Raw genomic sequence first — 20,062 nt, 5'->3', positions numbered from 1 at the left:
CATTCTCATCTCCTATCGATCGTTCGCACAAGCCAAGCTTAGCCGTCTCTGCTCAGTTCACGGTAGCGGGACGGCGTCATGCCTTCCAGCTTCTTGAAGATGCGGTTAAAATAACTGTGCTGATAGCCGACCCTTTCGGCTACATCTTGAATCTTCAGCTCCGACTCGCGCAGCAACTCCTTCGCCTTCTCCATTCGCAGCTCCGTCAAATAGTCAATGAAATTTTTCCCTGTAACCTGCTTAAACGATTTGCTCAAATAAAACGGATTCATACCGACATGCTCGGCACATTGCTCAAGGGACAGGTCCAAAGCATAATGCTCCTGAATGTACAGCATCGCCTGCTCGATCATGCGCTTGACCTGCGCATCCGAGCGGCCGGCCAGCTCGGCCGTATAAGGAGTGAAGACTTTCTCCCGAAACCATTCCAACATCAGCTGCGGCTCACGGAGCTGGGACAGCTGTTCATACGGGTTCGTCCCTTTGAACAGCCGGTTCGGGTGAATGCCGGATACGAGTATCGCATGCTGGACGGATCCGAACAGCTGAAGCATCCCTTGCTGCACGTCGAATTCCTTCGCTCCTTCGCCGCACAGCGCCTCCATAAACAAATCCAGCAGCTTCGAAGCCTCTTCGGCCGAGCCGAGCCGCAGCGCTTGTACGAGCTCCCGTTCCAGCGCGAACGGATACTGCAGCTGCACCGCCGTTTCCTCCTCGATCGGCACCGTCTCCATATCGATCAGCTGATTGCTGCTGGCAACCGTCCGGTAAGCGACCGCCTGCTTCGTTCGTTCGAAGGCGAGAGGCACATCCGTAAGCCGGGCCGACGGACGGCTGACCGCCATCGTCACCCGCATCTTTAAAATTCGATTGACGGACACGGCCAATTCGTCGTAGAAGGCCCGAACCGCCTCCGCATAAGATCGGTCTTCCGGCACCATCAGCAGCAGTCCCGCCGTCAAGTCGTGGAAATTGATCGTTCCGCACTGCTCAAAATGCTGCGAAGCGAGCTCCTCCATCATATTCACCGCAGCGAACGTGACGAGTCCTTCATCGCCGTCCCGGAACTTCCCCTCCGGGCTGGCGATCCCGACCAGCTGAACGAACAGCACAACATAGTGCCGCCCCTTCACGTCCCAGTTAAACCTATCCATTCGCCGCTGCAGGTCTTCTTCCGTATAGGAATATAAGTACCCGTGCAGCAGCCGGTGGAGGAAGCCGTCCCTAACGTGAGGCAGCTGCTCCGCAAGCTTATGGCTGAGCTCGTGGCTTTCTTTGTGCAGCCTTTGCCACTGCGTCTCGATGAGCGCGAACTCATCTTCCTTTCCGTCCACGCCGGTTGCTTGCCCGAACATCGTGACGAGACGGCCTACCGGCGAGTAGATGCGCCGCGAAGCCAGCCATGAGAGGAACGCGGCAAGCAGCAGCGCAATCAGGCTGATGGCGATGATCAGCTTCGATAATTGGATGACCGGTGACGTAATATTCGTGATCGGAGATGCCGACACATACGTCCAGTCCGCCGCAATGCGCGACAGCTGTCCGTAAGAGACAGTGTAAGTAAGTCCGTTCCAATCGTAGAAAAACGATCCCTTCGGCGCCCCCAGCGCCTGGATCTTGTCCCGCAGCGCTTGGACAAGCGGTGAGTTGGAAGCGCTTCCCGACGCAGAAACGAACAAATCCCCCGTATTTTGCAGCAGGAAGGATTCCCCGTCGCTGTACGGCATCATCGTATTTAGCAAATTAGCAATTTTATCGGAATCGAACCGGAACAGCAGGACACCGAACGGCTCCATACTGCTTCCCGGAATATGATGCACCAAGGTCAAATCTTTTCTTTCCGGATATGCGGGATCGAACGCCATCTGCTTCCAGTACGCGATATTGCGGTCGCGGACGAGCGGCTCATATACGGAAGCTGCCGTATGTTCGTCGAGCGCAAGATATTCCGGATGAAACAGTACCGGCTGTTTGCCCTCTACATACAGCTCCGCCCGCTTGACCAGCGAATTGGAGCCTTCCATGGCAATCAGCGTCTTCGTCATGTCCGCGGCGATGTCGAAACGTCGGACAAAATCGAGACCGTTCAAGCTGTAGTCGAACTTCGTATCGAAAGCCCAGTGGGACAGCAGCATCTCCAGATTGCTGAATTGATCGTCGATATGGCGGGAACGCTGCTCGATTTGCCGGTAATGCAGCTGCAGCAGCTCGCTCTCTACACGCCCTCCGGCAAATCCGTACAGCAGCGCACCCGTAATAAGTCCCGGAACACCGGAAACGATGAAAAACATGACCAAGCTCATTCTGTAGAAGCGTCCCTTGGCGCTGCCGCCGTAGGCACCCTTGCTTCCGTTCAACAACCCTTTGCGGCATCGATTCAGTACGTTCACGATTGGTGCGAACATGTGTCGTCCTCCCCCGTTTCTACAACTGATCCAGCGAAGGCTGTAATCACCAGTTTATCATGCGGGGGAGCCGGGCGGAAGTGTAATCTTCCGACTTTATCCGGTACGATTCCGACACATCCGATCAAGCGGCAATTACTTCTTTCCCGACGCTGCGTACAGCGTGTTCATCTCCTTCACCAGATCGTCCCCGCCGGACTTTTTCCACGTTTCGAACGCTGCCAGAAGGGCGGCTTCGTCGATCTGGCCGACAATAAACTTGATGCGGGCATCGTTGATAATATTGTCCAGCTGCTGTCCCTTCTGCGAATATACGGTGGAGATGAACGGCTCCGCAGGGTTGGCGACGATATACTGCTCCGCTTCCTTCTGAATCTTGGCCGTCTGCTGGCGCAGCGGCGTCTGCTTCACCTTCAGGCCGCGGTCCTCCGGAATGTACGGCAGCATCTGATTCAGCCCTTCCACCTCGGACTCGAGCAGAACCGTATCCTTGCTTGGCACGACAGCATCGCCGTTTTTTGTATAGTGCTTGCCTTCGATACCGTATCCGGCGAGCGTTTGCAGTTCAGGTTCATTCATTTGATCCAGGAATTTCAGCACGCGCTTCAGCTCCGCTTCCGTCTTCACCGTCGATTTCGGAATCGCGAGCATACCGGCGAAGCCCGATGTAGGAAGCGCCTTTAGCCCATTTTTGCCGGTAACGCCGATCATGTTGCTGACAAAGTGTACATTCGGTTGATCTTTACCGTCTTTGGCGAGCAGCTGATGAATTTTATCGTCCAGACGTGCCGCGTTGTCGGTTACGTCGACGATAACCCCGGCCTGGCCGTTAACGACCGGATCGTTCCACTTCGCCGAATCGTATACGGCAAAATCCTGATTGATCAGCTTCTCGTCATACAGCTTCTTCATGAACTTGAGCGCTTCCAAATATTCCGGCGTCTGATGCTCCGGCACCAGCTTGCCGTCTACTACGCCCCATTTGTTCGGTGCTCCGAACCAGAGCTTGATCGTATCGAAGCCGCTCGCCCATTGACCGGTCCATTTGACCAGCACCATGCCGTACGTATCGTTCTTGCCGTTCTTATCCGGATCTTTCTCCTTAAACGCTTTCAGCATATTATAGAAGTCATCGATCGTCTTCGGCTCCTGCAGGCCTACCGCTTCCAGCCAATCTTTGCGGTAGTTGATGCCGTTTCGCCCCAGTGCGCGCCCGCGATAGATGCCGTAGTTCTTCCCGTCGATGGACGAGTTATTCATAATGACCGGGTTGGCTTGGCTGAGCGACGGATAATCCTTGATGAACGGGCCGATATCCCAGAACGCTCCCGATTTGGCGGCATTGACGAAGCTCGGATTTTTCACGTCGCCTACGTAAAGAATGTGCGGCAGCTTGCCGGAAGCGAGCGTAATGTTGAATTTATCCGTATATGAAGCATTCGGCACCCATTCGAAATGAATATTCGTATTCGTCTTCTTCTCGATTTCCGTTGTAACCGGGCCGTCGTCCTTCGGGTAGTTGGTCTTAAAGATCGGCAGCATGATCGTCAGGTCAAGCGGCTTCTCGGCTTGTGCCGGCTGAGCCGTCCCGCCTTGCGACGGCGCAGCGGCGGGCGTGCCTGCACTATTGCCGCCGCTGCAGGCTGCCAGCGACGTGACCGATACGACCCCGATTACCGTGACGGATACCCATTTGGTTAGCATTTTTTTCATGTTGACTTGCCTCCCCTTTTTGAATGAATGGATGAATGCATATATCGCAATCCGTTTACCCTTTGACAGAGCCGATTAAGACCCCTTTGGCAAAATGCTTTTGCAGGAACGGATAGACGAGCAAAATCGGAATGGTGCCTACCAAGATGACCGCCATCTTGATCGACTGCTCCGGCGGCTTGACGAACGCCGGGTCCATCGAGGACATGTCGCCCGCGGCAGCCTGTGACAGCAGCACGATCTGTCTGAGCATAACCTGCAGCGGCCACTTCGACGGATCGTTGATGTAGAGCAGCGCCGAGAAGAAATTGTTCCAGTGGCCGACAGCGTAAAATAGCGTAAACGTCGCCAACACCGGCATCGACAGCGGCAGAACGATTTTCCACAGCAGACCCAGCTCGGTGCAGCCGTCGATTTTGGCTGCTTCCTCCAGCTCCGGCGGGAGCTCCTGGAAGAAGTTTTTAACGATAATCAGGTTGAACGCGCTGATTGCGCCCGGAATGATGAGCGCCCAATACGTATCCAGCATACCGAGCTCCCGCACGACTAAATACGTAGGAATGAGCCCGCCCCCGAACAGCATCGAGAAGATGACCATATTCAGGACGAAATTTCGTCCCATCAGCCCGCGCTTGGAAAGCGCATAAGCCATCGTTACCGTAAAGAACAGATTGAACAGCGTACCTACGACCGTAACATACAGCGATACCCAAATGCTATTGATAATCGTATTCGTCGAGAATATAAATTCGTAAGCGGATAGCGTAAAGGACTGTGGAATCAGGAAAAATGAGCGCTGCGTCAGCTCCGCATCCGATGCGAAGGAGCCGGCGATTACGTATAGGAACGGCAGCACGGACACAATGCCCACGACGCCTAGAAACACATAGTTCGCCGCGTCGAAGATCGTCCCCGATACGCTTCTGTACCGTTTAGACATCGATACCCCTCCTTCTTAATAAATACCTTCGTGGCCGAACTTCTTCGCCAGCTTATTCGCACCAAGCACCAGAATGACGCCGACGACCGCTTTGAACAGCCCGACAGCCGTACTGTAGCTGAACGCCCCCTGTGTAATGCCCAACATGTACACATACGTATCGAACACTTCGGCGTTTTCCCGGTTCAGCGGATTCAGCAGCAAATAAATTTGCTCAAAGCCGTTATCGAGGACGTCCCCCATCCGCAAAATAAGCAAAATGATAATCGTGCTGCGGATCGACGGCAGCGTAATGTGCCACAGCTGCTTCCAACGGTTCGCTCCGTCCATAATGGCCGCCTCGTACTGCTCCGTATCGACCCCGGCCAGCGCCGCCAGGAAGATGATCGTGCCGAAGCCGCATTCCTTCCAAATTGTCTGCAAAATAATCATCGGACGGAACCATTCCGGACTGCCGAGAAAATTGATCTTGAACCCCAGATACTTCTGGAGCATCTCGTTGATCAGTCCGCCTTCCGTCGTCAGAAACACGTACGTCAAGGAGGCCACGATGACCATCGAAATAAAGTGCGGGATGTAAATCAGCGTTTGAATCGTTCGCTTATACAGCGACAGCCTGACTTCGTTTAACAGCAGAGCCAAAATAATCGGCGCCGGAAAGTAGAAGAGCAGATTGTAAAACGAAAGCAGCAGCGTGTTGCGCAAGAGCATCGTAAACTCGGGATTCGTAAAAAATACGCGGAAATGCTCCAAACCGACCCATTCGCTTTTCCAAAAGCCGAGAAACGGCGAATAATTTTGGAATGCGAGCATGACGCCCCACATCGGCACATATTTGAAAATAATAAAATAAAGCAGGCCCGGAGCTAAAAGCAGATACACCCATTTATCTTTCAGCAATCGTGCGCGAATGCTTGCTCCGGGCAGTACGGCGGCTCCAAGGGCCTGGCTGCGGTTTTCGCCGGAAACGGCAGTCTGCTTCATTCTCCTCCACCTCCAAAAGATTGTTTTTAGTTGGGTCGACTCGCTAGCGGCGCAGTTTTTATTATGTGTGCTCCCCGGCTTTCCGCAAATCAGATATTTTTGAAACCCCTTACAAATTGACTCGGAGCGCAACTGATCAATAAAGTGCAAACCCGTTCAAAACAGTTCTAGTAAACTGCTGCTCAGGTCGGACCGGCTGCGTACGAAGCTCCAGCGGCATGCCATGTTGATTCCCAGCTGCGGCGATTTTCGAAATGCAGCTCCACAGCCTCGTTGGCGACCAGACAGCCCGACAAAGTACTTCAACGGTGATTGATATACTGGGATAAATCGCTTGTTTACTCCGCTGCGGGTACGGCTGGATTTTTTCGGTAACTGCCGGCTTCTCTTTTCTGCAACTGCTGCCTTCCTCCGCTTGCTTAAGCGACTTTCACGGCGTTATTATTTATGCCAAATGTCTCCAAGAAGCAAAAATAACGGAATATGAGGGCTCTAATATGCAGCACCCCTGCCAAAATCAGCCTTCTATTCGATATTCGTTCCCGATAAAGGCTTCATGTTCGATTGATTTTTCCATAAACTGTAACCCCCTTCGAAGATTTAATGATCACTGTACAGTGCACCGCGAAGCGGAAGCTTATAACGGCCAGAACGGTCCTATTGCTTGCCGGAATTAACATCACCAAAATGAAAAAAAGCCGCCAATGTTACCATTGGCAGCGTAGCTTCGAGTACGAATATTTCCTTCTTAACAGCCGTTGCCGAACGAATTGCTCCGCGACTTCAGCACTTGCGCCAGGAACGTCAGCGTGAGGCCCTGACCCCAGCCTTGGATGCGCTTGTCCGGTACGCCCTTGTAGCCGTCCGCATCGTTCATCACCGCTGTGCCTGCGGACACGCCGGTTACGGTACCGTCCGCCGTAATACGGGCCAGAATACCGTCGATGGACTTCTGGATATACTTGTTGTACAACCGGCCTCTCGTCAGCAGCGCTGTTGCGATCCCGGCCGAACCGGACGTTTCGAGCGGCGACGTCGGATCGTCGACGATCGTATGCCACAGGCCCGATTCGTCCTGCAGGCGGACCAGAGCGCTCAGCTGATCGCGGAGCGAGCCGTCAATGAGCATGAACGACGGATGCGTCACCGGGACGAGATCGAGCGCCCGCGCCATCGTGAGCGCCGCCCACGAATTGCCGCGCGCCCAGTGGATGGCGGACATATTGTTCTGGGCGATATTGTCCCAGCCGTGATAGTACAAGTTCGTTACGGAATCCTGCAGCAGATTTTCATGCCCGTGATACTGCCGCAGACCGTCCTCGATATAATCGTTTCTGCCGAGCAGCGTACCTACGCGGAGCAAGAAATATCCGGCCATGAACATCGTGTCGACCCAAGCTTGCTCGGGGAAGTTGTACGCCTCCGAATTCACCGTGTGCTGGAAAATTCCGTCTCCAAACCGCTCGGCTTCATGCGTCAAAAACTCCGCCATTTCCTTGACGGTGTCCAAATATTTTTCGTCCTTGTATACTTCATACAGCGTCAGCAGCGCGTGACCGATGGAGACGGCGTTGACCGAAAGCTTCGGCAGGCCGTCCTCCATATTGTCGTCGACCCATTCCTTCAGCTTGTGCAAATACTGCTCCTTACCGGTAGCCGCGTAAGCCTCGCTGACGCCGTAGAACGCTACGCCCCCCGGCCAATCCCAGCTGAAATCCATGCGGAACGTACGGTCCACTACTCGATCTATCGTCGAAATCAGTTGTTCGTCGTCAAATACCAATTTAGGCATGTCTTCCTCTTGCTCCTCTCGCATGTACGTTACCCTTTCAAACCGGATGTGCTGATCCCCTCAACGATGTAGCGCTGGAAGATAAAGAACACGATGAAGATCGGCACGAGCGACGCTGTCGCCATCGCGAACATACCGCCCCAGTTGTTCAGCGACTCGCCGTCAAGGAACAGCTTCAGGGCCAGCGATACCGGGTACAGCTCCGGCTTGTTCAGGTACAGCAGCGGGTTAATGAAATCTTCCCATCTCCAGTAGAACGAAAAGATCGTCGATGTAATGAGCGCCGGTGTAATCAGCGGAACGATAACCTTAAAGAAGATACCGTACTTGCTGCAGCCGTCCATCTTCGCTGCCTCGTCCAGCTCCATCGGAATCGTCCGGATGAACTGCATCATCAGGAAGATAAAGAACGGTACGGCGAAAAACTGCGGTACGATGACCGGCTTGAATGTAGACAGCCAGCCCAGCTTCGTGAACATGACGTATTGAGGAATGATCGTTACGTCGTGCGGCAGCATCATCGTCATCATCATCATCGCGAACCAAAGGCCTTTGCCGATGAACGGGATGCGGGCGAACGCATAGGCGACAAGCGCCGACGAAGCAACAGCACCGATGGTGGAGATGATTACGATAATGAACGAGTTCTTGAAGAAGATCCCAAACGAGTTGCCGGCGAAGCCTTTCCAGCCGCTTACATAGTTTTCCCAGGCGATTCGGCTCGGGATTAAGCTGTATGCTGTTGTGAAGATTTCACTGTTAGGCTTAAGCGAGCTGGCGATCAGCCAAAGGATCGGGTAAATCATGAGCAGCGCGAGACCGCCGACCAGCAAATGATAGGAAAAAGATTTTACGGATCTGGACATATTAGCGATCTCCTTTCGATTCGTAGTGAACCCACAGCTTGGACGTCTGGAACAAGATCAGTGCGATAATGCCGATCAGAATGAGCATAACCCAGGCCATTGCCGATGCATAACCCATTTCGTAGAACTGGAACGCTCTGCGGTACAAGTACAGCGAGTAAAGCAGCGTATTGTCCAGCGGCCCGCCTTCGCCGCGGGAGATGATGTAAGCAGGCGTAAACGTCATGAACGCGGAAATCGTCTGCATAATCAAGTTAAACAGGATAATCGGACTCAGCAGCGGAAGCGTAATGTTGAAGAACTGTCTCACCCGGCCTGCACCGTCCACGCTTGCCGCTTCATAGTAGGACTGAGGGATGTTCTTGAGACCGGCCAGGAAAATCAGCATCGAGGAGCCGAACTGCCATACCGACAAAGCGATCAGTGTCCATAGCGCCGTGGACGGGCTGCCGATCCAAGAGGTCGTCGAGTTGATGCCGATCAGGGCGAGAGCCGAGTTGAGCAAGCCTTTATCGCCGAACACTTGCGTCCACATAATGGAGACCGCTACGCTGCCGCCGATCAGCGACGGCAAGTAGTACGACGAACGGTACAAGCCAATGCCGGAAATGGCTTTGTTCAGCAGCATCGCTACCGCCAGCGCAAACATCAGGCGGAACGGAACGCTGGCGAACACGTACGTGAACGTAACTTGCAGCGACTTCCAGAACTTATCGTCGGCCGTGAACATTTTCTCATAGTTGTCGAACCCGATCATTCTCGGCGCTTCAAACAAATTGTAGTCCGTAAACGAGTAATACAGCGACGAGAAAATCGGATACAAGGTAAAGATCAAGAAGCCGAGGATGAACGGTGCGGCGAATACATACCCGACTGTATTGTCGTTATTAATGAGCTTATTCATATCTGGTTCAACCCCTATGCATTAATCTGTTATGATTTCATTATAGAGAACAGAGAAGCAAGCCTGAAGGCAAAAAACCGTTCATTTTGTTTAAATAGCCGAGGTTTGTCGACAAGATTCTGCATCTGTACAATGGTTATGCCTGGTACACAAAACACCCTCCGAAGCACGGTTACGAAGGCTCCAGAGGGTGCGGCAATGTTCATTTACTTTTTATTTTTGGCCAGAATCGCGTTCGCGTCCTTGCGGAACTTCGCCGCGCCTTCTTCGACCGTCAGCTTCTTGTACGCAATTTGTTCTGCGATATCCTTCAGGAGCTTGTCGACTTCGACGGCGCCGACCGGGTTCGGAGGATCCATCGGCGAGCTGTTCTTCTCAGCCCAAGCGACGTACTCGAACACTTTCTTCTGCTCCGGCGTCAATTCCGGCATCAGCGCTTCCTTCACTTTGGACGATACCGGAACGCCGCGCTCGCCTTTAATAATCTTGTTAGCCTCGATATCGTTGACGAAGAAGTCGATGAACTTCGCCGCTTCTTCCTTCACCTTGGACGACTTGGCAACCGAAAGGAACATGCTCGGCTTCAGGAACAGCGCCTTGTTCTGGCTCCAGCTCGGAATCGGCTGCATCTCCAGCGTTCTCTTCGCCGCCGTATTGAAAGCGATGAACTGGTTGGACCAGGCAAACGTTGCGAAAGCATTGCCCAGAGCAACTTCGTCTTCCTCCGGCGTGCCTTTCTTCTGCGCGAGCTTATCAAGCGGGAGCAGGTAGCCGGCGTCGTAAATTTTCTTATACATCGTGTAGAAATCGATAAACGGCTTATCATCCGCATACCCGAGCGAAGTACCGTCTGCGGAGTACATCTTTTGGCCTACCGATCTCAGATAATACGGGAAGAATACATCATGACGCAGATCCGAAGTCAGCAGCTTGCCCTTCGCCTTCGCTTGAGCGCCGAGCGCCTCCAGATCGGCGAATGTCCAATCCTGCTTCAGCGTCACGCCGGCATCCTTCAGCATTTGCGGATCGACCGTTGCCGTCAGCGCATTGGAGCCGATATTCATCGCGACCAGCTTGCCGTCCACCTTGCCGCCGGACAAGTTGTTTTCGCTAATATCCGCTACGTTGATCGTACCTTTCTTCGTATACGGCTCCAGGTCCTCCAGCTGGCCTCTGCCGCCGTATTGGGACAAGTACGAAATGTCCATTTGGAACACGTCAGGCAATCCGTTAGCCGCCGCCTGCGGCGCAAGCTTCTTCCAGTAGTCGTCGAATGCCGCGTATTCGCTTTCAATTTTGACGTGCGGATTTTTCTTCTGATACAGCTCAATAACCTTCAGTGTGTAATCATGGCGCGCTTGGCCGCCCCACCATGCTACACGAAGGGTAACCGGCTCTTTCTTCGCAGTCTCGCCCGCTGCAGGGGCCGGAGCCGTGCCGGAACTGGTAGCGCTTCCACTCGAGCCAGTGCTTCCGCCTGTGCCGCATGCCGAGAGCAGCACGACAGCCGAAAGCATTGTTGCCATTGCCTTTTTTCTCATCTCTGTATAACCTCCCTAAGTTCATAACCCATTTGTTAAAGCGCTTTCATGAGCTTATTATCCTTTATCTTTGTCGAAAAAGGAATTAAAAAATCCGATTTCAATAATGAAAAATCAGTGTTTTTTCGCAAGTCCGTTTGGCGGCACCCGCAAAAACATGCACCCCGCAGCCTCGCCGGGTCACCCGAACGGGTTCACCAATGATGCTGTGGGGTGCATAAGATCACAGTAAAGGCGGTAGCCTGCTGTTATTACTTTTTATTTTTAGCCAGAATCGCGTTCGCGTCTTTACGGAACTTCGCCGCGCCTTCTTCAACCGTCAGCTTCTTGTAAATAATTTGCTCGACGGTATCCTTAAGCAGCTTATCGACCTCAACTGCGCCGACCGGGCTTGGCGGATCCATCTGCGAGCTGTTCTTCTCAGCCCAAGCAACGTATTCGAAGACTTTCTTCTGCTCCGGCGTCAGATCCGGCATCAGCGCTTCCTTCACTTTGGACGATACCGGAACGCCGCGCTCGCCTTTAATAATCTTGTTAGCTTCGATATCGTTAACGAAGAAGTCGATGAACTTCGCCGCTTCTTCCTTCACCTTGGACGACTTGGCGATCGAGAGGTACATGCTCGGCTTCAGGAACAGCGCCTTGTTCTGATTCCAGTTCGGAACCGGTGCGATTTCCAGCGGACGCTTCGCTGCCGTATTCACGAGCAGGAACTGGTTCGACCAGCCGTTCGATGTCAGCGCATTGCCGAGAGCAACCTCGTCCTCTTCCGGAGTCCCTTTCTTCTGCGCTTGCTTTTCCAGCGGAAGCAGGTAGCCGCCGTCGTACCATTTCTTATACATCGTATAGAACTCGACAAACGGCTTGTCATCGGCATATCCGAGAGAAGCGCCGTCTTCAGCATACATCTTTTGGCCTTGGGTTCTCAGGTAGTACGGGAAGTATACGTCATGACGCAGATCCGACGCCAGCAATTTTCCTTTCGCCTTCAGCTGGGCGCCAATCGCGTCCCAATCGGCGAACGTCCAATCCTGCTTCAGCGTGATACCGGCATCCTTCAGCATTTGCGGGTCGTAGGTAACCTGCAGCGCGTTGGAGCCGACGTTCATTGCCACGAGCTTGCCGCCCACTTTACCGCCGGACAAGTTGTTTTCGCTAATATCCGCAACATTGATCGTACCGTTCTTCGTATACGGCTCCAGATCCTCCAGCTGGCCTCTGCCGCCGTACTGGCTCAAATACGAAATGTCCATCTGGAACACGTCAGGCAAACCGTTGGCAGCCGCTTGCGGCGCAAGCTTCTTCCAGTAGTCGTCGAACGCCGCGTACTCGCTTTCGATCTTCACATTCGGGTGCTTTTGCTGATAAAGCTCAATGACCTTCAGCGTATAGTCATGGCGGGCTTGTCCGCCCCACCAGGCGACACGAATCGTTACAGGCTCTTTCTTGCCGTCCGCAGCAGGAGCAGCCGCCCCGCCGGTATTCGAACTGGATCCATTGCCCGCTCCTCCGCCGCAAGCGGACAGCAGCAACGCTGCCGAAAGAACGGTAAACATGACTTTTTTCACTTGGTTTCCTCCCCTGTCTCTATAAAGAGCTAATCTACAATTCTATTATGCTGCTCTTCTAGATAAAGATGAAGGCAAAAACCAGATGCAAATGTTTAAAAAGCAGATATATCCGCAGATTTCATATACTCCGACGGCGTCGAGCCCGTATATTTCTTGAACACTTGGCTGAAATATTGCGGATTGTCGCCGAAGCCGAGCCTTTCGGCCAGCTCGAATATTTTAATATCCGGCTCTTGGGCAATCATCTCCGTCGCCTTGCGGATTCTCGTCTTCGTCACGTAATTGGAGAACTTCTCGCCGGTTTCTTTCTTGAATAATTTGCCCAAATAGTCCGCGTTCATATACAGCATTTCGTGCGCGACCCAGTTCAAGGACAATCCGGAGTTGCCCAGCTGCTCGTCGACAATGTCGAGCACCTTACGGACGATGGCGCTGTGCTTCACCCGATTTTGTTCATAGAACCGCTCCGTTAACGAATCGACGACATTGCTCAGAAACGTTTGAATCCCTTGCAGCGTGCTCAAGTCGACGATTTGCGGAATCTTGCCGTAGTAATCGGTCATTTCATCCGGAGCGCAATTACGCACAAGAGCGACGAACTGTTGAATCACGTACGACTTCGTCACGTCGATGCTCAATTGAGCATCCTTCAGCCCGCCTATCAATTCTTCTAAAGCCGCCGCCGCTTCCTCGCGATGTCCCGATCTGACCGCCATCGTCAGCCGCTCTTCGTCGAACCCGAACTCCTTGGCCTGAGGGGCCGGCCCTCCCCCGGTATCCTTCCTTGTGATCAAGCTGCCTTCGCCCAAATAAAACCGGTAGCCGAGCAGCTGCAGCGTCTCTTTGTACAAGCTTCTCGCCTTCGTTATATGGCCGGGGTCGCTGAGCGCGATCGTCACATCAAGCTTGTAATACGCCTGAAACGTATCGCGTATCTTATAAATTCGTTCGAGCAGCGCCTCGTAGTCGCCCTCCGCCTCGTCCTCCAGGAGGAGCAGCACATGGTCTCCGATCGTCGTACTGAGCAGCGGCGTCTCCAGCAAGTCTTGTGCGATATTCTTGATTGCGAACAAATGCTCGAATTCAAAGCGCCCCTCCAATTGAAACAGCAGCAGCCGCACCCGGTCGTTGAGCTCCAGCCGAAACAGTCCCCGGTAATAGTCCCAGTCCCGGTTACCGTACGTCTTATTCGTCACGAACTCCTTCAAAAATTGCTCTTTCACATGCGGCATCATCTTTTTGAGCTCATCCCGCATATTTTGCACAAAGCTCTCTTTGCTTCGCTCCTGCTCCAGCTCTGCGACCAGCTCCTTCAGCGCTTCGCCGATCTTCTCCTCGTTGGTCGGCTTAAGCAGGTAATGACGCACTCCATATTGCATTGCGCGGCTTGCATAATCGAACTCGCCGAAGCCGGACAGCAGCACGAAGCGGACGTTCGGGTACGCCGCGTAGGCGCGCGCCACGAGCTCCAATCCGTCCATCCCGGGCATCCGGATATCGCTGATGACGATGTCCGGCATATGCTCGCCGATACGCTCGAACGCCTCGACGCCGTTGCGGGCAGTCGCTACCAGCTCCGTACCGAGCGCATGCCAGTCCACAAGCTGAGATATTCCTTCCAAAATAATTCTCTCGTCATCTACCAGCATCACTCGAAACATGAATGATTTCCTCCGTCTCCTTAGGCAGCATAATGATCACGCGGGCGCCTTCCCCCGAAGCCTCCTCCAGCTTGAGGCCGTAAGCATCGCCGAACGCAAGCTTGATTCTTTCGTCAATGTTGAGCAGCCCGATTCCCGTCCCTTTCGTCTGCAGCTCTCCGCGGCGCAGCTTGTCGAGTACATCCGGCTCCATCCCGGGGCCCGTATCTTCAACGGCCAAACATACGGCTTCGGACGTCTCCCAGCCGCGAATCGTAATGTCGCATGGCTCGATCGTCGGCTCCAGCGCATAATGAATCGCATTTTCCACAAGCGGCTGCAGCGTCAGCTTCGGTATCGGACGGCTTAGCAGCGATTCGGGCACATCCAGATGAAACCGCAAGCGATCCTCGAAGCGGAACTGCTGAATCGTCAAGTAGCTGCGAACGATGCTTAGCTCCTGGCTCAGCGGGATAATTTTTTCTTTCAAGCCGATCGAATTGCGCAGCAGAAAAGCGAGCGCTTCCACCATGGACGCAATTTGGGTCTGCTTGTTTACCTTCGCCATCCAGTTAATCGATTCCAGCGTATTGTACAAAAAATGCGGATTGATTTGCGCCTGCAGCGCTTTGAATTCCGTCTCTTTAATCAATAAGCGGTTCGCGTAATTTTCCGTAATCAGCAAGTTGATGCGTTCGATCATCAGACGGAAATTTCTTTGCAGCAAACCGATTTCGTCCATCGAGGGCGGCTCCCGTGCAGGCAGCAAATTCGCTTGCTCGAAATCCCCTTTCTCCGCCAGCTTCATCCGGCCGATCAAATCGTCAATCGGTCTGGTGATACTGTAGGAGAACCGGATTCCGAGCAGGATGACAATGACGAAAATCCCGATAAAGACGAACACAACCAATTGTTTAATAAATACGATCTGATCGAAGATCAAATCAAACGGGGTCATATGCAAATACGTCCAACCGGTGTTGGGTGATCGGATATGAGAAATAAACAGCGTCTCTTCATCCAGTTCCACAATCGTATAACCGTTTCCCGCATGCACCGATGCCGGCAGCCGTTCCGGATCCGCGAGCGGCGATTTCGGGAAAATGACACTGCTTCCCGACACCAGCATCAAGCTGCCTTCCTCCGGCGCGATGTCCCCGACAAGTTTATCGATATTTATGCGAATGACGAGCGTACCCAAATCTTCCAGATCGAAGTTCGTGTTTTGAAACGATCGGATTTGCCTGAGCGCAATGAGCGCGGGGTCGCGATTGTCGGGATACATCCAGCGGTGCTCCCCGCTCGCCTCGGAGGCGGTGTTGATCATCTGCTGCAATTTGCCGGGGTTGATCGGCACGATGTTGCCGGCATCATACTGTTTCCCGTCCGGATCGAATATCTGAATGGAGTAAACGTACCGTTCGGAGCCCGAATAGCTTAACAGCCGGTCGCTGACGAGCTTCTGGATGATCAGCTTCTCGTAATCCGACGGCTCGTCCTTCAATGAAGTCATCCAGCCTTGAATTTGCTCGTCGGTCATGATCGTATACGAGAGCTGCTCGAGCCGCTTCAGCTCCGTTTCAATAGCCTTGGAAGACAAATTCAGCACCTGCGAAGACTTATCATAGATTTGCTCGTCATAGATGGAGAACGCATACTGCTGAACGATAATCGTAAACGCCAGCGATAGCGCAACGATGAAAGCGATCAGCACCATTAGCTTGTTCCTGATTCTCGTATGCCGGTAAATGCCGGACAACCGTCGGATACCCATGATGAATCGTTGTCTCCCTGTGAAGCCGTAGTATCACGATTATGGCACCGTTTCCGGGGACAGGTCAACCGAAACCGGGCAGATCCCGCGCAAGAGCGTCAGTCCATTACGCCGGTACGAATGATTGTCGTTCGAATGTCCGTTTTGATTTGAACCTTCAGGTACAGATCCCGCCACTGCTCCTTCGTCAGGTTCGAGCCCCGTACGGAGGCGCGATACACTTCGCCTAGCCCAATCGGATCGCAATTTAGCCGTTTGGTCTTGTCCACCAGCTGCTTCACCCGCTCCGACATTCTTTGCGAGATTTGATCTTCCATGACTTGCAGGACTTCTTTGTCGTTAAGCTTCATATCGCCGGCGGCGGACGTTTCTTGCACGCGTCCTTGCAGGCTGATACGGATCTCAAAGGTTGGTGTCTCCCGCTCGCTCAGCCTCACATGACTGGAGCTATGAATATTTTCAACGACGATCTTGTAGTCCGGCTGCGGCAGCTCGATTCCCGCTTTCTTCAGCGGCTCGCTGTCCAGCGCCATTTCGACCGCCCCGGCTTTGAAGCGCCCGCTGATCAGCTTCAATACGAACGCTTCCTCCATATCCAGGTCTCCAACCATACGGTCGTCTCGAAACAAGGCAATGGCGTCGACCCGGATCTGATCATCGGTACGCTTCAGAATCGGAAGCATCGGGTCTTTACCTTCCGAATATACCATTTGAAGAAAATCATGCAGCGTACACGAAATCAATTGCTCGCCGCGAATATTTTGCCTGATCAGTTTGTACAGATAGGTGCCGATATTCGATATTTCTCTATACCGGTGAGCGATAATATCTTCCGCTTTGCCCCGGCTGACCGTTAGGTATACGGTATCGGAAATCGAGGCGTCCCGAGTGAGCGTATCGACCAGCGACATGATGCCTTTGCGCGCCAACTGCTCATTATAGGTGACGACCCGCAGCTGACCGCTCACGACCCGTTTCGACATTTCCCGGTTTTGCTCGTTGCGGATGCCTTTGCTCGTCTCCGCTGTTGTCGCCACGACGATGACCTGTTCTTTGGCCCCGGGGTCAATCTGATGGAGCAGCGCCGTTCCTTGGACATTGTCTTCTCCGGCAGGATCGTAGCCGGCGATGACCACCATGCCCAGCTCTTCCAATACTCTATTCTGGAGACAGCCTGTCGGGACCGTTATCAGGAGCGGCAAAAGCAGCAGCAATCCCCGTCGTCTCCATGTTGCCATATGCCCGTCCTCCTCCGTCTTTCCGTTTGCTTCGTATCCAGACCGCCAGCAGCAGTACCCAAGGATATACAAAGACGATCCACATACAAATTTGACCGAAGGTGTCATTCAGCTTGTCGATCTGAAATCTTGTCTTGAACAGCATGGCAGCCGCTACGACTGCCGCAAACATCGCGTACAGCACGCTGCGCTGATTCCAGCCGAACACCTTCTTCAGGCCTTTGGACGCCGCCCATGAATACAGCATCAAATTCGGCAGCACGATGAGCAGCCATAGGCTCACGGCGACATACTCGAACCGCTCCAGGAACGGCATTAAAACAATCTTAAACAGCGTAAATGTCGCCCAGATCGTCCGGAGCAGCTGACCCGAGCTGAAATAAACTAATGAAACGACCATCACTATGAGATAGAGCGCTGTCGTGCCGATGATGCCGAAATGGACGTAACGGTACGCTTCCTTAGGCTTGCTGATGTAAGGATAGAGCATATAGAAAATTTCGAACCCGGCTATCGTGAATGACATTTGAACAGTCCCTTTCCAAAGCTGAACCGGGTTCGCTTCAAGCAGCGGAAGCAGCTTCGTCCAATCGGCATAGCGCAAAGGAAACCAAATAAACAGAATCAGCCAAATCGTAAAAATAAAAGAAAGCACCGCCACTCCCACAATGACCCGCACGCCGCCGAGCACACCGTAAATGGTCATAGCCGCCATAATGACACTCAGCAGCCACGTCGGCATGTCCGGGAACAGCCAGGTTTGGACCATCTCAACATAATTTCTTACAATGACCAGAACCGCAAAAGCGTTAAAACCGATATAGACGATATTGAGCATGCCCCCCGCCCAGCGGCCGTACACGTCATGATGAATGTCATACAAGCTTGAACGGGAATACCGGCTTAGCACTTTGTTCATGCACCACACGGTAGCATGCGCCCACAGACCGGCCAACAGCACGCAAAGCCAGGCATCGTGACCGGCTTCCTGGAAAATGATGCGCTGAAAGCCGGGAATGCCGACACCCACCTGGTTTTCAAAGATGACGAAGAACATCAAGCTTGCGCTGAATTGAAACTTGCGGTCCGGAACGGACATCGTATTCGGCCCGGTCATCGGACTCCCCCTTATTCGTCGATGTCTTTTTTCCGCTCGGGCGGTTTCTTCTGCCAGCGATATTGGTCTTCGCTTCGAATGAAGGTCGTCCTCCGGCGCAGGAAAGCAAATGGCATTCGGATGACGCTGGCTTTGAAATTTGCCGGCCGAAGCGGATACACAGGATACAGATAAGGCTGTTCCAGACTCGACAGGCGAAGCAGATGGATCGCAATAAAGCTCATACCTACAACCAAGCCGAGCCCGCCCAATAGACCGGCGAGCAAAATTAACGGGAAGCGGACAATGCGGATCGTGATGCCCATCAAATATACAGGTGTAGTAAACGAAGACAACGCGCCCAGCGCCACGATGATGATCAAAATATTGCTGGTGAAGCCTGCCTGTACGGCGGCTTGGCCGATGACGATACCGCCTACGATGCCGATTGTCTGGCCGACCTTGGTCGGCAGCCGGGCGCCGGCCTCGCGCAGCAGCTCCATCGTAAACTCAAGGAACAAAGCTTCCATCAGCGGCGGGAACGGCACGCGCGTTCTCGACTCCGCGAGCGGCACCACCATGGCGGACGGAATGATTTCATAATGAAACGTCAGCGCCGCTACATACATCGGCGTGAAGCCAAGCGACAAGATCATTGCAGCCAGCCGAAGAATGCGGGTGAACGTCGCCATATTCCAGCGGACCAAATGATCCTCGCTCGACGAGAAGAAATCCATGAACACGACGGGACAGACGATGGCAAACGGACTGCCTGCGACGAGCAGCACCAGCTTGCCCTCCAGCAAGGAAAAGGCTACCCGGTCCACCCGCTCCGTCAGCAGCATTTGTGGAAAAATGGAATACGGATGATCGTCAAGCAGCTGAGCGAGCACCGCACTGTCGATAATCCCGTCGATCTGCAAATTGCCCAGGCGCTTTCGCAGCCGATCGACGAGCGCGTCGTCAGTGACCTCGTTCATATAAAACAAAGCCACCTGCGTACGGGTACGGACCCCGACCTGATGAAGCTCCTGGCACAGCTGCGGATCCGCTACATAGCCCTGCAGCAATCCGATATTCGTCGTAAGCGTTTCGGTGAACGCCAGCTGCGGTCCGAGCACCTGACTTTCAATGTCGGGCCTGCTTAAATTGCGCTGCTGAGGCTTGTACAAGTAAAACAGAAGGCCCGGCGCTTCCGGACCGGCATCCAGATAAACCCACCCGGCCAGCAGCTGCTCGGCTACCGCTTCCAGTCCTTCCGCTTCCTTAACCGCCCCGACGGGAAAGTGTTCGGCCATCTCGTCCGCCGACGGCCGATCCTCAAGCGTTGCGATCCGCCCGAGCAAGTCCCGCTGCAGCAAGTGCTGGTCGACGATCGTATTGATATAAAAAACGCCGTATGTACGGTTCTTCGACACAATCCATTTGACGATGAGATTAGGATTTTCGCACAGCAGTTGGAACAAGGTTTCCTCCACCATGCTCGCATGCGGAGTAGGCGCTTGTTGTGCCACTGTCATCCCCCTATCCACAACTTTGATTTGGATATAGTTTGCGGACGGCTGGGTTAATTATACGTGCATAAGGTTCGGGAATCG

Annotated in this window: 14 protein-coding genes; all 14 read right to left on the bottom strand. The window is 53.4% G+C overall.

Features of this window, described 5'->3' with window-relative positions:
- Positions 1-38: 38 nt before the first annotated feature.
- On the bottom strand, positions 39-2,405 hold the full coding sequence (locus ACFFK0_RS05985; protein ID WP_377469060.1) for a helix-turn-helix domain-containing protein: 2,367 nt from the start codon (positions 2,403-2,405) through the stop codon (positions 39-41).
- A gap of 135 nt (positions 2,406-2,540) precedes the next feature.
- Positions 2,541-4,118: an extracellular solute-binding protein gene (locus ACFFK0_RS05980; protein ID WP_377469059.1), complete on the bottom strand. Its 1,578-nt coding sequence runs from the start codon at positions 4,116-4,118 to the stop codon at positions 2,541-2,543.
- Between the two features lie 55 nt (positions 4,119-4,173).
- Positions 4,174-5,058, bottom strand: coding sequence for a carbohydrate ABC transporter permease (locus ACFFK0_RS05975; protein ID WP_377469058.1), 885 nt, complete (start codon positions 5,056-5,058; stop codon positions 4,174-4,176).
- 15 nt (positions 5,059-5,073) lie between these two features.
- A complete protein-coding gene (locus ACFFK0_RS05970; RefSeq protein WP_377469057.1) occupies positions 5,074-6,042 on the bottom strand; it encodes an ABC transporter permease in 969 nt (322 codons plus the stop codon).
- Positions 6,043-6,790: 748 nt separating this feature from the next.
- A complete protein-coding gene (locus ACFFK0_RS05965) occupies positions 6,791-7,834 on the bottom strand; it encodes a glycoside hydrolase family 88/105 protein (protein ID WP_377469055.1) in 1,044 nt (347 codons plus the stop codon).
- A gap of 29 nt (positions 7,835-7,863) precedes the next feature.
- Positions 7,864-8,700: a carbohydrate ABC transporter permease gene (locus tag ACFFK0_RS05960; RefSeq protein ID WP_377469054.1), complete on the bottom strand. Its 837-nt coding sequence runs from the start codon at positions 8,698-8,700 to the stop codon at positions 7,864-7,866.
- A 1-nt stretch (position 8,701) separates the two neighbouring features.
- The gene (locus tag ACFFK0_RS05955) at positions 8,702-9,604 is read right to left on the bottom strand and encodes a carbohydrate ABC transporter permease (RefSeq protein ID WP_377469053.1); all 903 of its coding nucleotides are present in this window, start codon (positions 9,602-9,604) and stop codon (positions 8,702-8,704) included.
- Between the two features lie 206 nt (positions 9,605-9,810).
- On the bottom strand, positions 9,811-11,145 hold the full coding sequence (locus tag ACFFK0_RS05950) for an ABC transporter substrate-binding protein (RefSeq protein WP_377469052.1): 1,335 nt from the start codon (positions 11,143-11,145) through the stop codon (positions 9,811-9,813).
- A 251-nt stretch (positions 11,146-11,396) separates the two neighbouring features.
- Positions 11,397-12,713 carry an ABC transporter substrate-binding protein gene (locus ACFFK0_RS05945; RefSeq protein ID WP_377469050.1) on the bottom strand — a complete coding sequence of 439 codons (1,317 nt, stop codon included), beginning with the start codon at positions 12,711-12,713 and terminating at the stop codon, positions 11,397-11,399.
- Positions 12,714-12,808: 95 nt separating this feature from the next.
- A complete protein-coding gene (locus ACFFK0_RS05940; protein ID WP_377469048.1) occupies positions 12,809-14,377 on the bottom strand; it encodes a response regulator in 1,569 nt (522 codons plus the stop codon).
- A complete protein-coding gene (locus ACFFK0_RS05935) occupies positions 14,352-16,130 on the bottom strand; it encodes a sensor histidine kinase (protein ID WP_377469046.1) in 1,779 nt (592 codons plus the stop codon). The genes ACFFK0_RS05940 and ACFFK0_RS05935 overlap by 26 nt, the downstream gene beginning before the upstream one ends.
- Before the next feature lie 98 nt (positions 16,131-16,228).
- Positions 16,229-17,368: a Ger(x)C family spore germination protein gene (locus ACFFK0_RS05930; protein ID WP_377469045.1), complete on the bottom strand. Its 1,140-nt coding sequence runs from the start codon at positions 17,366-17,368 to the stop codon at positions 16,229-16,231.
- Complete coding sequence (locus tag ACFFK0_RS05925; protein WP_377469044.1) at positions 17,289-18,485, bottom strand: GerAB/ArcD/ProY family transporter; 1,197 nt, start codon at positions 18,483-18,485, stop codon at positions 17,289-17,291. The genes ACFFK0_RS05930 and ACFFK0_RS05925 overlap by 80 nt, the downstream gene beginning before the upstream one ends.
- A gap of 11 nt (positions 18,486-18,496) precedes the next feature.
- On the bottom strand, positions 18,497-19,978 hold the full coding sequence (locus tag ACFFK0_RS05920) for a spore germination protein (protein ID WP_377469043.1): 1,482 nt from the start codon (positions 19,976-19,978) through the stop codon (positions 18,497-18,499).
- Positions 19,979-20,062: the final 84 nt, after the last annotated feature.

Source organism: Paenibacillus chartarius, from assembly GCF_042432825.1.
GTDB classification, from domain to species: Bacteria; Bacillota; Bacilli; order Paenibacillales; family NBRC-103111; genus Gordoniibacillus; species Gordoniibacillus chartarius.
This window is presented reverse-complemented; position numbering and strand designations above follow the sequence as displayed.